The organism is Parashewanella spongiae, assembly GCF_004358345.1.
Classification (GTDB): Bacteria; Pseudomonadota; Gammaproteobacteria; order Enterobacterales; family Shewanellaceae; genus Parashewanella; species Parashewanella spongiae.
The window spans coordinates 3,063,046-3,078,006 of sequence record NZ_CP037952.1; the positions used below are offsets into that span (position 1 = coordinate 3,063,046).

Annotated in this window: 10 protein-coding genes; 8 read left to right on the forward strand and 2 right to left on the reverse strand. The window is 37.8% G+C overall.

The window, feature by feature from the left end:
- Positions 1-18: 18 nt before the first annotated feature.
- The 6 genes from iolE (at position 19) to E2I05_RS12005 (ending at position 5,763) form a co-directional block, all read left to right on the forward strand.
- The gene (iolE, locus tag E2I05_RS11985; RefSeq protein WP_121854910.1) at positions 19-918 is read left to right on the forward strand and encodes a myo-inosose-2 dehydratase; all 900 of its coding nucleotides are present in this window, start codon (positions 19-21) and stop codon (positions 916-918) included.
- A 24-nt stretch (positions 919-942) separates the two neighbouring features.
- Entirely contained in the window at positions 943-2,445 is a 1,503-nt protein-coding gene (locus E2I05_RS11990; RefSeq protein WP_121854911.1) for a CoA-acylating methylmalonate-semialdehyde dehydrogenase, read from the forward strand.
- A 193-nt stretch (positions 2,446-2,638) separates the two neighbouring features.
- On the forward strand, positions 2,639-3,244 hold the full coding sequence (locus tag E2I05_RS11995) for a hypothetical protein (protein ID WP_121854912.1): 606 nt from the start codon (positions 2,639-2,641) through the stop codon (positions 3,242-3,244).
- Positions 3,245-3,349: 105 nt separating this feature from the next.
- Positions 3,350-4,462: a phosphatidylinositol-specific phospholipase C1-like protein gene (locus E2I05_RS12000; protein WP_121854913.1), complete on the forward strand. Its 1,113-nt coding sequence runs from the start codon at positions 3,350-3,352 to the stop codon at positions 4,460-4,462.
- A 168-nt stretch (positions 4,463-4,630) separates the two neighbouring features.
- Complete coding sequence (locus E2I05_RS22055) at positions 4,631-4,792, forward strand: hypothetical protein (RefSeq protein WP_165905562.1); 162 nt, start codon at positions 4,631-4,633, stop codon at positions 4,790-4,792.
- Positions 4,789-5,763, forward strand: coding sequence for an IS110 family RNA-guided transposase (locus E2I05_RS12005; RefSeq protein WP_280525325.1), 975 nt, complete (start codon positions 4,789-4,791; stop codon positions 5,761-5,763). The genes E2I05_RS22055 and E2I05_RS12005 overlap by 4 nt, the downstream gene beginning before the upstream one ends.
- A 980-nt stretch (positions 5,764-6,743) precedes the next feature.
- Here the strand turns inward: E2I05_RS12005 and E2I05_RS12010 are convergent.
- A complete protein-coding gene (locus E2I05_RS12010) occupies positions 6,744-8,318 on the reverse strand; it encodes an MGH1-like glycoside hydrolase domain-containing protein (protein WP_121854268.1) in 1,575 nt (524 codons plus the stop codon).
- 401 nt (positions 8,319-8,719) lie between these two features.
- On the reverse strand, positions 8,720-11,371 hold the full coding sequence (locus E2I05_RS12015; RefSeq protein WP_121854267.1) for a TonB-dependent receptor: 2,652 nt from the start codon (positions 11,369-11,371) through the stop codon (positions 8,720-8,722).
- 496 nt (positions 11,372-11,867) lie between these two features.
- On the opposite strand from E2I05_RS12015, the gene E2I05_RS12020 reads away from it, so the two are divergent.
- Together E2I05_RS12020 and E2I05_RS12025 are read left to right on the forward strand one after the other, a co-directional pair.
- Positions 11,868-13,481 carry an alpha-amylase family glycosyl hydrolase gene (locus E2I05_RS12020; RefSeq protein ID WP_121854266.1) on the forward strand — a complete coding sequence of 538 codons (1,614 nt, stop codon included), beginning with the start codon at positions 11,868-11,870 and terminating at the stop codon, positions 13,479-13,481.
- A gap of 18 nt (positions 13,482-13,499) precedes the next feature.
- Positions 13,500-14,954 (forward strand): solute:sodium symporter family transporter, encoded by a 1,455-nt coding sequence (locus E2I05_RS12025; RefSeq protein ID WP_121854265.1) that lies wholly within the window; start codon positions 13,500-13,502, stop codon positions 14,952-14,954.
- The last annotated feature ends 7 nt before the right edge of the window (positions 14,955-14,961 follow it).

Consider the following 14,961-nt stretch of genomic DNA (forward strand, 5'->3'; position numbering starts at 1 on the left):
TATAAAGATAACAGTAATATGAGCATTCAATTAGGGATAAACCCACTTACATGGACTAATGATGATCTGCCTTCACTCGGTGCAGAAACCCCATTAGAAGTGTGTTTATCAGAAGGTAAACAAGCAGGCTTTTCAGGTTTTGAACTTGGGAATAAGTTTCCTCGCACGCCTGAACTACTCGGTCCAATTTTAAACAATCATAATTTAAAACTGGTTTCTGGTTGGTTTAGCGGTCAACTCTTTGAACGCAGCGTTGAAGAAGAAATCGAAGCGCTTAAACCACATTTATATTTATTAAAAATGTTAGGCGCTAAAGTAATCGTCTATTGCGAGGTTGACCGCTGTATTCATGGCGATCAACAAACGAGTTTATTGCAGCGCCCTACTCTCAAGCTACAACAATGGGCTGAGTATGGTGAAAAGCTTTCGCAGGTTGCGGATTATTGTGTAGAACAGGGCATGAAAATCGCCTATCACCATCATATGGGAACAATAGTTCAAACTGAACAAGAAATTGACTTATTGATGCAACATACTAGTGATTCTGTAGGGTTATTGCTTGACACTGGACACTTAACCTACGCTGGCGGAAACCCAATTAAAGTGTTCGAAAAGTACAGTCATCGAGTGAACCATATACACTGCAAAGATATTCGAGCTAATGTATTAAAAGACACATTAAATCGCAATATTAGCTTTTTAGATTCTGTTTTAAATGGCGTATTTACAGTTCCTGGTGATGGCTGCGTTAATTACCCATCTTTGTTTGAAAAAATCAAACAATCGAACTATCAAGGTTGGTTAGTGGTTGAAGCAGAGCAAGATCCATCTATTTATACTCCGCTGAAATATGCAACCTTAGGCAATACCAATTTACGGAAATTCTGTGCCGATGCAGGCATTGAGTTATCAGAATAATAAACATCTAACTAAGAGTACCTTATGAACACATTAGGGAATTTCATCAATGGACAAAACATGGCCAGTACCAGCAGTGAGTTTGCCGCTGTTTATAACCCAGCAACGGGTGAACAAACAGCACAAGTTTCACTTTCAACAGTAGCCGAAACTGAACATGCAATTGAAGTCGCTCAAACGGCTTATGAAAGCTGGAAAAAAGTTACGCCGTTAAATCGTTCGCGGGTGATGTTTAAATTCAAAGAGCTATTAGAAGCCAACAAAACAAGCATAGCTGAAGCCATTACCAGTGAGCATGGTAAAGTTTTCTCTGACGCTTTGGGTGAACTGACGCGTGGCATCGAAGTCGTAGAGTTTGCTTGTGGTATTCCACATTTAGTAAAAGGCGAACATTCTTTAAATGTTGGCCGTGGAGTAGACAGCCACTCATTAATGCAGCCGTTAGGTGTGTGTGCAGGCATTGCGCCATTTAACTTCCCTGCAATGGTTCCAATGTGGATGTTCCCAATTGCTATTGCAGCAGGTAACACCTTTGTATTAAAGCCATCTGAAAAAGACCCAACTGTACCATTAATGCTTGCCAAGCTATTAAAAGAAGCGGGCTTACCTGATGGTGTATTTAACGTTGTAAATGGCGACAAAACGTCTGTAGATGTACTACTTACTGATGAGCGAGTACAAGCCGTAAGTTTTGTTGGGTCAACACCCATTGCTGAGTACATTTATGAAACAGCCAGTAAGTCAGGCAAACGTGTTCAAGCATTAGGTGGTGCAAAAAATCACATGATCGTTATGCCCGATGCTGACCCAAGTCAAGTAGTGCAATCACTCATGGGCGCCGCCTATGGCAGTGCTGGAGAACGTTGCATGGCAATTTCAGTAGCCGTTTGCGTTGGTGATGCCGTTGCAGACAAGCTGATTGGCATGATGCAAAACGAAATCGGTCAAATGCGTGTTGGCCCAGGAATGGGGCTAGAACAAGAAGCACATATGGGGCCTCTCATTAGCAAAGAGCACGCTGCTAAAGTTAAGTCATACATTGATTCTGGTGTTGAGCAAGGTGCAACACTGGTTGAAGATGGACGCGTATTTGTTTGCGACGGAAACGAAAACGGTTATTTTATTGGCCCTACATTGTTCGACAATGTTAAGCCCGGTATGCGAATTTATGACGAAGAAATCTTCGGCCCAGTGCTAGCAGTAGTGCGTGTTGATACTTATGAAGAAGCAGTAGCTTTAATTAACGATCACGAATACGGAAACGGAACAAGTATCTTCACCCGCGATGGCGATACTGCGCGTCAATTCAGCGAAGAAATTCAAGTGGGTATGGTGGGTATTAATGTGCCAATCCCTGTGCCAATGGCATTCCATTCATTTGGTGGTTGGAAGCGTTCTCTATTTGGACCACTACATATGCATGGTCAAGATGGTGTTCGTTTCTATACTCGCATGAAAGCTATTACAGCTCGCTGGCCGAGTGGCATCCGAACTGGAAATGAATTTACCATGCCGACAATGAAATAATTTTACAAAGCACAGAATCACTGTCATTAGCATAAACCTTCTCCCCCCCTTCCCTTTAGAAGGTTTATGCTTTTAAAGAAGATTCCCCGATCCTGTACAATTACTTACATTCCACACATTTCCCCTCAATAAATCAAAATATTTGATTTACCATTGCAAACCAAATTTTATGCAAAAGAAGAATAAATAACGTATGGAAGGTTTACAACTCAATCATCTTGCAGGAATAAGGCTATACACTACAGAAAGTGATCATTCTGATCCAGTCTCAGTCCTAATTGAAGATGGTGATCTTAAGTTATTTGAACCTGAACAAGTAAAACTATCTACAGACCAAACTAAAAGTAAACCGATTCCAAGTGGAACTAAACAAGTTCAACCTCCAGAGCAAAATAGAAGTGATGAGTTAGACATTGAATTTCAAGCTCTAATAGAATCATTAAGCAAACTTGAACATCAATTAGAATTTAAAAGAATTATGTTTAGAATTAGTTTATTTTTATCTCAAACAGCAATTTTGGCAGGTTTATCTATTCCCGGGCTTCAACCATTAGGAGCTCTTGGTTTGGGCGGTTTTTTAGGCGCTAATTTCGGTATAAAAAATTGTAACGCTGAAACTTCAGAACAAATGCTTTTAAAAATTCAACTGATTATTGACAAGTTGAAAGAAATACAACGTGAAACTGGCACTAATACAACAGCGGCTATTAATTTTTTACTTTCTAAAATACCTCAAGAAAAAAAAGCACAAGTACTTAGAGCCCCTACTACACCTAAAGGACAAATCCCATACGTATAACTCCCAAGGAATTTTTATTTCAAATCATTCTATTGTGACACATGCATTTCACACGTCTTAAATAGATGATAATATTTTCTAATATTTATATGAAAGGAAAATAAATTGAAAGGTATAAGAATATTCGGTTTTATCTTAAGTTTTGGTGTTTACACTCAGTGTCTCGCTCATGATAACCAACTCCAAATTAATCATATACAAGTTCTTGGCAGTCACAATAGCTACAAACAGTTAATCCAACCTGAACTTTATAAAGAGATGAAAATCCGACTTGAACAATCATTTGAAGATATAGAGTATCGTCACCCTTCTTTAGAGATCCAGCTCAATAAATTCAAACTCAGAAATCTAGAGCTTGATGTATTATACGATCCTGATGGTGGCCTATATAGTTCTCCAACTGGAAATCAATGGCTTTTAGAGCAGGGAATACAGCCAGATTCATTTGATCCCAAAAAAGAACTAAAGAAGCCTGGCTTTAAAGTACTGCACTTACCTGATATAGATTTTCGCAGTCAATGCTTAACATTGAAATCTTGTCTAGCAAAATTAAAAAATTGGTCAGACTCAAACCCTAATCATCTCCCTATAGCAATAACTTTTAATGCAAAAAGCGATCACATTAATTTTCCCAAATTCGCAAAGCCGCAATCATTTTCTGAGCTAGCTTTTAAAGCACTCGATGCTGAATTTATAAAGTATTTAGGTAAAGATAACATCATCAAACCCGATGATGTTAGAGGTAACCATAAAACCCTAAAACAAGCTGTTTTAAATGAAGGTTGGCCGACTCTAGAAAAAAGCAGAGGTAAATTTATTCTAGTTTTGGATGAGACCGGTGAGAAACGTCAAACTTACCAAGATAAACACCCTTCTCTCAAAAACAGAGTTATGTTTACTAATGCTCCAGAATCTGAAGATGAAGCAGCATTTATGATCATCAACGAACCGAGAGCTAATAAAGCTAAAATCCAAAACTTAGTAAAAAAAGGCTTTTTAATTCGCACACGTGCAGATGCTGGTACAATTGAAGCTAGAAATAATGATTATTCACGGTTTGAAGCCGCTAAAGAATCAGGCGCGCAATTCATTACAACTGATTATTATCAAGTAGAGCCATTAATGAATACGGATTTTAAAGTAATTTTTGAGAATGAAACATCAATCAGATGTAACACTCAATTAGTCAAACAAAATTGTAGATTTAATAACAATTAAACTCTTTAAGTAAAGCCTGATTAAGTATATTTTACTTAAAAATAGCTGAGAACCGTGTCTAAATTTCGTGCACGCATAATAAAGACAACTGCTAATTTAAAGTTACTAGAAACTATGAAGGACAGTAACTCAACTACCCTTTAGTTACCACAACACAAAGGGAATATTATGAGCACCGTCCTTCAAGTAAAAGATAACGAAAAATTTGTTAATTTGTACATTGCTTTTGAACTTAGCAGTAAAACTTGGAAGCTTGGCTTTTCAAATGGTGAAAAAAGAGAGTCAAAACGATTGATTCCCGAGACTGGAAAGCCCTACATCATGAAATAGCCTTAGCAAAAGAAAAGCTATTCTGCGTTGAAAACTGCAAAGTCATTAGCTGTTACGAAGCAGGTAGAGACGGATTCTGGATACACAGAGCGTTAATTAAAGACGGCATCGAAAATCATGTGATTGACTCAGCCAGTATTGAAGTCAGCCGAAAACAGAAGAAAGTCAAAACCGATAGAGTTGATGTGATTGCTTTGCTCCGTTTACTGATGCGTTATCACTCTGGAGAGCAAGAAGCTTTAAATATCATCAATGTTCCAAATGTAGAAGCTGAAGATAAGCGACGAATTAACCGAGAGCGAGAACGATTAGTAAAAGAGCGTGGCAGTCACAGCGCACGAATTAAGTCACTTCTGTGTTTGCATGGTATCAGCGTGGAAAATATCTCTAAACTAAAAGGGAAAGTTAATCAACTTAAGACGGCGGTTCTCAATAAGCCTTTACCGACAGATTTAGTGACGGAAATAGAGCGAGAACTTGATAGGCATGAAATTGTCGACAAGCAAATTAAAACAATTGAGAAATTACAAAAACAACGTGTTCTTGATGACTGTGATGACGCATCGCAAAAAATTAATCAGCTCATGCAGCTTAAAGGCGTAGGCTGGCAATCGAGCTGGGTATTAGTAACAGAGTTTTTCCATTGGCGAGAATTTAAAAACGCTAAACAAGTGGGAGCTTGTGCAGGAATGACACCAACGCCTTACGATAGTGGTGACAGTCAAAGAGAGCAAGGCATTTGCAAGTCAGGTAATCGACGAATACGAAAGATTATGGTTGAACTCAGTTGGTTTTGGTTACGGTATCAACCTAAATCAGAATTGAGTTTATGGTTCGAACAGCGTTTCGCTCATGGCAGTAAACGAATGAGACGCATCGGCATTGTTGCTATGGCACGTAAACTTCTTATCAAACTGTGGAAGTATTTAGAGCATGGAGAAGTGCCATCAGGTGCAACGATGTCACTTTAATCAAAATAACCAAGTAAAGAGTAAAATGTAGTAAAGCGTTGTTCGATGCTAACTGCACAGCCCCTTGATAAGCAAGGCTAAATCGTTTTTCTAGAAGAGTTAGTATCATTATTCAGGTTAGGCGTGATAATGCGCATGCAATTTAAGGTGACTGACTAAAGTCAGAACGGATAGAAGGTGGTTAGCCATTAAGCTGACACAACAAAACCTGAGCAACACTTTTAACCAGAGAAACTGAATGAAATAAATTAAAAACTGAAGGGCTTGACAAAGATGTCCTCATAGAAGGGTCTGTTTATCTTTCAGGATGAAATTTTGTGCTATTTTAGCGTTTATCTGTTCAAGGCGTAAGCCGTGAAGCTTAGTCATCTAAGTAAACGGGTTACAACACAGAATAGTGAACGCTCAAAAGCATCGAAAAAAGAGAGAGCGTAAATTGGTCGCTCTTTCTAAATAAAAGGTGCTGCGTTATCGCTTGCTTATTTGGAAACGAAGTAACGACAGTTTTGTATGTCGATAATAACCAAACCGCACAAGCTCTGTCTTGTATAAAACGACCAATTTATCGCTGCAAAAATAATCACGGAAGATAAACAGCCCCTAGGTTCCATACGTCTAGAGTATGAAAGTCCCATCAACGGCCAATTGGTGTAAATTTCAGCTTAATCGTCGTTCAATATTACAGAACGTACTTTAATTCAATTTCTTATGCAGAGTTGGGATTAATATATGAAGGAACACATTCAAGAAAGCTGGATAAATAATTGTTTTATCCAAATCCTTTAGAGTTTATAACTCGTCATTCATCTGGAAACTGGAACCTAGCCGCTAGTGACTTATGAACCCACGATGAAAACCTAGATTCCAATTTATTGAATGACGAAATCAACCGGAATAAATGTATAAATATATTATACTCATGCGGTTACACTGCACATTCAAGAGAACCTTTCATACCAGAAGTTAAAGCTCAGTATTTTTTAAGAAACAATAAATGTATGTTCTTTAGCAATAATATTATAGTCGCTGCCATTGATTTTTAATGTGTATGGTTTATTACTTTTTACGAACACTTTTCCGTCTTCGTAGATGATATCAGTATTGATATTACCAAATATCAAGTTCTTAATACCATGCCTACTCTTCTGGCTCAAACGCCATGTGACAGTGCTATTACTTGCATCAATACTGTAAAAACCTATGACATTTTCTATCAACATAGAAATTGGGCCTAGTGCAGACCAACCACAAAAATGAGGTCTTGCGAAGTTTCCACCATATTTTTTGTTCACACCATCATATTTCGATTTTCCTGTTGAAGGAAGATGTTTTGAAGGACTATAGGCTTCCCATATCGTGTGAGGGGAAAAATCTATGTAGGTGTTTTTTATATGATTAACTAAGTTAGTTGCAAGTTCATTTGCTTCTTCTAAAAAACCATATTTCTCTAGTGCCTTAGTCCCCATATATGCTGTAGGAAGCCATATTCCTCCTCGCCAATACTGACCTTTTGAATCATAATCTTTATCATCTCTAGACAGAGTTACCCATGGAAATTTTCCGCCAAACTTTTGAGGATCCATTACATGCTTAAGCATTCTAGTCGCTTGCTCTGGTGTGCACATTTCAGCTAACATTACCCAGTATGATGCTGGCGTCCAGACCTTGTCTTTTTCACCTGTTTTCTTATTAATATCAAAATAAAACCCTTCTTCTTCATCCCAGTAATGGTTATTAATAAGTTGTTTAATTTCATGATATTTTTTTTCATACTCAAACTGTAATGGCTTGTTATTCGTAATCTTGGCCATTTCAACTATGTACTTAGCCGATAACCCTTGTTGAGCCAGAGCATCAAGCCAATAAATTTTTGAATAACCACCTGAAGAGCGACCACGCGGCGTATTGTCCATTCCGCTTGAATTTCCGTTCCATATAAAGCCTAGTTTTTCTTTTTTTAATACTACTTTTTTATTGCCATATGGCAGAGTTTGTCCAGTTGGAGGAGCATTAAAAAATTCGAAATGTTTTTGGAGGTATTGCTTTTTTTCAATATGAAGAATCCGACTTTTATCACCCGTCAATTTAAAATACTCAATCTCTGTCCAAGCAAATAAAGGAGGGTTATCTATATGGTGAACTTTAATTGGCGTGTTTTTGCCATCGTACATGACTTCATAAAAGTTATCTAAGCTCTCTATTCCCGGAAACTTTTTAGGTGCATATCGACAAAAGTGCACCATAAAGCAAGTGTCCCAAATCCAATTTAAATCGTCACTGAAGGCTTCATCCATATAGGGTGACTGAGGCATATTCTGTTGATGTTTAACATGATCCCATGCCTGCTCCCAAGCTTCCCAGTACAAGTTTACAAGTTGTGGATTTTTATCAAAAATTGGATCAGGAATGAGATTTTTATTTAATGATTTGTGCTTTTTATTTGGGACAAAACTGCTGATAGGCCAGTTATTTGTACTGATCAGCGTTTTACTCAACACTGGGTATGAAGCCGCAAATGCTGCAACTGATAATATAAACTTTCTTCGACTTAACATAACAGCCTCTATTTTAATTCTTTATTAGTTTTTCGTTAGATAAAGCATCCATTAAAAGAATGAAAACTGATTTCAATGAGCTTTAATCAAAAACTCACTAAAATTAGAACTCAAAAAAAGCGATGTTTAACCTAAAAACATCAGTTGAACGCTGAGTATACGCGTAACTATTTGAGCGATACGATGATTTTATCATCAAGGCTTTCACCCAATGAGTGAAGTGCTCTACGCTCACAAGCTTGCTAAAATGACTGCTGTTTACGTTGTAACTTTTGCAAGTAGAATAACTACTTGCTGCAAGCTACGCCTTACTATCAGCCATTTTTTCTACGCTTGAGAACGTAGTCTACTGATGTTTCTAGGTTTAATCTGTAAACATCGCTTTCAACACTTTGAATTATTTAGAACTTGTAATTAGCACCTAATAAGAATGTGCGACCACTTTCATACACAGTTCTTGATCTATGATCGGTAAGATCTTCAAATTGATATAACTTTTGATTTGTTAAGTTAATACCTTCTAAAGAAATCTTAAGGTTTTCTGTTAGATTGTAGAAAACACTAGCATCTACAAAGGTTGTGCTTTCAACACCCGCAAAATCACTTAAACGACCAGCTACAGTTTCGAGGTATTCATCCCTGTAAGCTTGTGAAATACGAGCTCCCCAATTGTCTGTTTCATAATAAGCCGTTAAGTTATACGACACTTTAGAAAGTCCTAATAGATTCGCTGAGGCTTTTTCACCATTAATATTGTGTTCAGCTTCTGAATCGGCATATGTTAAGTTTGCAATCACTCCTAAGCCATCTTCAAATTCATATTGAGCAGCTAATTCGACTCCAGTGATTGAAGCACCGTTTCCATTAACTGGTTGTGAAATAATGAAATCTCGACCTTCATCTCCAGGTGGTAATAAGTTTAGTGGTAAGCCCGTATCAGTATATGGAATACTGTTTGACTCTGTTACGATGAATGATGCCATATCCTTAGAATATAGAGTTAAAGCTAGGTAATTGACTTCCCCAAAGTAATATTCGAGACCAGCTTCAAAAGAATCTGCAATAAATGGCTTAAGATTTGGATTACCTCTATCAATGGTTCCACCCGCAAAGCCAATATTAGTTGAAGCTCTTAAATCACTTAGACTTGGGCGACTTAAGTTTCTATTAGCACTAAACCTGAAAACAACATCATCGGTTAAGTCCATTGCAAAATTGAATGATGGTAACCACTCAGCATAATCATTATCAATTGAAATAGGCTCAAAACGATTATCCTTACCTTCCTCGCGTATCAGCGCATCACCACTACTTGTCACGTCTGTAGTTACGTAGCGAATGCCAAAATTTGCTCGGATGTTTTCGACTTCAATTGAATATTGGCCATATAAAGCAAGTGTTTCTTCTTCGACGCTATACTGACTTCCTTCAATATTATCAGCTTCTGTTAAATCCCGAGTAAATAATCGATCAGTATTTCTCGCATTGAGACCTGCAGCCACTACATTCGGCATCGTCTCTTGTACGTTACCCACTGCGAAGGATTGAGTAGAAGCTGAGTTAAAAGGAGCAACAGTAAAGGCGATTCCAGAGTTTTCTAAGTTTCTAAGTGTTTGGCGACGTTCATAACCAAATGATTCATAGCTTTTATATTGAACACCAAAATCAAATGAACTTATATCATTTAAGTAGTAAGTAAAGTCAGCTTTTAACGTTGCAAACTCATTACTAATAAAATCTTCACGAGTATCTGCACGATGCAACTTATATTCAGAAGGATCCGCTATATCGAAATCATAAACATTATTTCCAGCTTTGTTATCTCTATAATCAAAACTGAAAGTATGATCTTCCGCAATTGTGTAGATTTTATCGTGCACTGGCGCATCAAATTCAGACTTTGAATAACCGGCTGTAGCTGTCATTTTGAAGTCATCATTGAATTGAACATCTGCTTCCAATACGAATTGATTAAAATCAGTTGTTGACTGGTAAAGCTTAGATTCGTTACGAATGTCTGCATCTAGATACTTACCATAGACAATACTGTTACCTTGAACTTCAAAGTCATCTATTGTTCTACCACCTCGAGTTGCTGCATTATATTCACGCGCATCACTGGTTAATCTTCCATAAATGATATCAGCGGTGAAAGACACATCATCGCTAGGACGCCATTGTAAAGCCGTTGTAATACCTGTTCTTTCTTGAGTGTTAGATACTGAACTGATTGTATTAGCTACAGGATAAGCCAGGGAGCCGTCACTGAGTCGTGCTTTGTCAGATTCAGCAATGTTGGGGCCAAACCCTGAAGCTTTGAATCCTTCCCATTGCCAGTTGCGGTGACCAAACTCTACTGAATCAGCTTTTGAATGAGCCAGTGATACTGTTGCCCCAAACGTGTCCCAAGTATTTGAAAGCAGCATAGCTAAACGTGGATTTGCTTCTTCTGATGCACCATTATAACTTGCTTTAGCTGATACAGCGCCTTTAAATCCATCATAGTCAAAAGGTTTTGGAGTTCTTAAGTTTACTGTACCTGCAATCCCGCCTTCATCTTGTTTTGCTTCAAATGACTTATATACATCAACTTGATTGAATAATTCTGATGCAAAAATATTATAATCAAAGCTACGTGTACGGCTTACAGCACCTCTAGAATCTAATATCGATGCATTAGTCGCAAGAGCTTCCATCCCGTTTAATTGTGTACGTGTAAAGTCTGCACCTAGGCCGCGTAATGCAATTTGACGACCTTCACCATTATCACGAGAAATGGTTACACCGGGGATACGTTGCAACGATTCGGCAAGGTTTACGTTTGGAAAGTCAGCGATATCTGAAGCTACAATACTATCTTGTGAACCAACAGCATCACGCTTTAACTGTTGGCCTTTTATAATACTCGAACGATAACCGCTGACTTGTATACGCTCAACATCAGAGTCTGCATTCGTTTGATTTTCTTCTGCTGCAAACGCTGGTGCTGTCAAGCCAAGCATCATTGATACTGAACTTGCTACAATTGTTTTTTTAAATGGCTTCATGCTCATTATTATGTCTCTCCCAAATTTGGGTTAATTCCATTCACCTATGCGCATCTAATTGATGCATGTTCTATCTTTTTATTTTTGCCGCTTAACGTTTACGTAAACATTCAACATTAGCCGCCGAGAACAAAAATACTACAATAATTCCAAACATGTCAACGTTAGAAAATTTATTTCATATAATTATAATATTTCCAAATGTTTCTAATTTTATTGTTTTTCAGAGTTTTTATTATTTATTTTCATATTTATGCACTGCAAGTTAATATCAAACTCTCGCTTATTTTAACATTTCGTTCCTCTGATGAGACCTGTAAATACAAAGGATTGGTACTTTTTTATACATATTTAAATACATTATTAAAACAATAAGTTTACGTTTGCGGCAAAATCAACCTTGAAACTCGCTTTAAAGGCATTTACCATGAAATGAATATTCCATTATTAAAACATGGAAAATATTTTTACGATTTTAAAATTATAAAAATGGGTTTGATTCATGAATGATCTTGATTGGTGGCGTGGCGCAATTATTTACCAGATCTACCCTAGAAGCTTCAAAGACTCTACAGGCAATGGTGTCGGTGACTTGAAAGGTGTCATTGAAAAGGTGCCATATATTGCAAACTTAGGTGTTGATGCTATTTGGCTATCGCCATTTTTTACTTCTCCAATGAAAGATTTTGGTTATGACGTATCTGACTATAAAAATGTAGATCCTACGTTTGGTACATTGCAAGATTTTCAACAACTGATCACAGAAGCGCACAAATCCGGAATAAAAGTCATTATTGATCAAGTACTCAGTCACACATCAGAACAACATGCTTGGTTTGAAGAAAGTAAACAGTGTAAAAGCAACGCAAAAGCTGATTGGTATGTATGGGCAGATCCTAAAACTGATGGCACCGCTCCAAACAACTGGTTGTCATTTTTTGGCGGTAGTGCATGGACTTATGATACCAAGCGCGGCCAATACTACTTGCATAATTTCTTATCGAGCCAACCTGATCTCAACTACCATAACCCACAAGTTCAAAATGCAGTCTTAGACGTTTTACGTTTTTGGTTAGAGCTTGGTGTAGATGGTTTTAGGCTGGATACAGTAAATATGTACTTTTGCGATAAACTCCTTCGCAACAACCCGCCTAAAGATCCCAATGTACCAATTCAAGGTATGAATAGCTCGAATCCAAGAGCTTATCAATCGCAAATATACAACGTAAATCGTCCACAAAATGCTGAATTCCTTAACCGTATTCGTAGCTTAATGAACGAATATGATGCAAGAACAACACTTGGTGAAATCGGTAGTGTTCAAGATACCATCGGCATGATGGCTAATTACACTCGTGGTACAAATAAACTTCATATGTGCTATACCGCTGATTTACTCGCAGAACAAAAGTCCGCCAGTTTTGTACAACAAGTCGTTTCAAATATAGATTCTAATATTGGTGATGGTTGGCCATGCTGGTCTCTTGGCAATCATGATGCAGTCCGTTTTGCGACTCGTTGGGGTACGGGCGTTAAAGATAAGCAAGCTTTCAATAAAGCCATGTTGTCAATGGTCGTTTCATTAAAAGGCAGTATTTGTATTTATCAAGGTGAAGAGCTTGGCCTAGAAGAAGCTAACGTCCCATTTGAAAAGCTGGTCGATCCATTTGGAATAGCATTTTGGCCAGACTATAAAGGCCGTGATGGATGCCGTACTCCTATGGTCTGGGATAACTCAGAATCTGCGGGTTTTTCAACAACAGACGATACTTGGTTGCCGATTGCTCCAGAACACAAATCAAATGCTGCAAACACTCAATTAGTTGATGCTAATTCAGTCCTTAACTATTTTAAAGAGTTCTTATCTATCCGTAAGCAACACCCTGCTTTGATAAAAGGTGATATTGAGTTCCTTAGAACCGCTAGCGATGTTTTATCGTTTAAACGTATCTTGGATGATGATGTGTGTTTTGTTTTCATCAACATGAGCGAACAAGAAAAGGAGTTAGAGCTAGAAGAGCTTTCAACACTAAAGAGGTCATTTGGCACTGTAAATATTAAAAACAACAAGTTAACTCTTAAACCTTGGCAAGTTTTAATCGCCAAGAGTAAATAAAAATAATAAGGATAAAGAATGGACACCTTGCAATTAATGATCTTTTTAGGGATCACTGGACTGGTTGCCCTCATCACTTATTTTAAGTGTCGCGGTTCAGTTCACACTGGTAACACCAATAGAGAATATTTTCTCGCAGGTAAAGGTCTAAGTTGGATTTTTATCGCAGGTTCATTAACTCTGACAAATATCAGCACAGATACACTCGTTGGCTTGAATGGTGCTCAAACTTCCCTCGTCGCACTTTGGGAATTAACAGCTGTAGTAGGTATGCTGGTTTTAGCAAAAGTACTGTTACCTATTTACTATCGATATAAATGTACAACAACCACTGAGCTGCTAGAAAAACGCTATAACAACCCAAACATCCGTACTACGATTTCACTGATGTTCTTGTTAGGTAATCTCTTTATTTACCTCCCTATCCTTCTATTCACTGGCTCTTTGTTTATGACGAGCTTGTTCGATATACAAGTTCCGCAATATTTGATTGCAGTGATCATTGCCGTAGTTGGCGGCTCGTATGCTATTTTTGGTGGTCTGAGAGCTGTTGCAGTTTCCGATACTTTTAATGGTATCGGGTTATTGATAATGGGGCTTCTAGTTACTTATCTTTCTTTAGCCGCAATTAACTTTGATTTCAGTGGCATACCAGCAGATAAATTAACTCTAATTGGCAGTAATGATTCTGATATTCCTTGGCATACGCTACTCACTGGTATGTTTTTCATTCAAATCTTTTACTGGGGTACCAACCAAAATATCACTCAACGTGCTCTTGCTGGTAAGTCACTTAAAGAGGCTCAAAAAGGGGTTTACGCCACGGCTATTATCCGTTTACTAATAGTCCCACCAGTCGTTGTTATTCCGGGTATCGTTGCGTTCAAACTCTTTGGCGATATTGGTGACTTATCTTACGGAACCATTGTACGAGAAGTGCTTCCAACATGGCTTTCTGGGGCGTTTGCTGCCGTAATGCTCGGAACCATTCTGAGTACATATAATAGTATCCTTAATGCTTCAGCTGCACTTTATGTTTGTGATTTGCATGAAAAACACATTAACCCGAATGTAAATGTCCGTAGAATTAGCGTCATCATATCGATTCTCATGGTGTTGATTTCATTAGTTGTTTTACCTATGTACATGAATGCACAAGGGATCATGGCTTTAATGCAACAGCTAAATGGGCTATTATCTATGCCAATTTTGTCAGCATTTATAACTGGCTTATTATTTAGGAATATCGATGGTCGCTCTATTGTCATTGCTGTCTTATTTGGCATTGGCTTATACGCACTCTTCACGTGGGTCTGGACACCATTACATTATATCCACCTGATGTTTATTACTTTATGTTTGAGTGTCACGTTTGCTCTTACGATAAACAAAATGCTATTTAATCAAAAAGCTGAATTCATTGGTTTGTCTTTGCTGAATAAAGAAAAAACTGAAACTGCTGGTGAATCATAAAATAGAA

Excerpts from the sequence above, each read along its gene's own strand:
- E2I05_RS12020 (WP_121854266.1), top strand. The coding sequence starts at position 11,868 with ATGAATGATCTTGATTGGTGGCGTGGCGCAATTATTTACCAGATCTAC.
- E2I05_RS12015 (WP_121854267.1), bottom strand. The coding sequence starts at position 11,371 with ATGAGCATGAAGCCATTTAAAAAAACAATTGTAGCAAGTTCAGTATCA.
- E2I05_RS11990 (WP_121854911.1), top strand. The coding sequence starts at position 943 with ATGAACACATTAGGGAATTTCATCAATGGACAAAACATGGCCAGTACC.
- E2I05_RS12010 (WP_121854268.1), bottom strand. The coding sequence starts at position 8,318 with ATGTTAAGTCGAAGAAAGTTTATATTATCAGTTGCAGCATTTGCGGCT.
- E2I05_RS11995 (WP_121854912.1), top strand. The coding sequence starts at position 2,639 with ATGGAAGGTTTACAACTCAATCATCTTGCAGGAATAAGGCTATACACT.
- E2I05_RS22055 (WP_165905562.1), top strand. The coding sequence starts at position 4,631 with ATGAGCACCGTCCTTCAAGTAAAAGATAACGAAAAATTTGTTAATTTG.
- iolE (WP_121854910.1), top strand. The coding sequence starts at position 19 with ATGAGCATTCAATTAGGGATAAACCCACTTACATGGACTAATGATGAT.
- E2I05_RS12025 (WP_121854265.1), top strand. The coding sequence starts at position 13,500 with ATGGACACCTTGCAATTAATGATCTTTTTAGGGATCACTGGACTGGTT.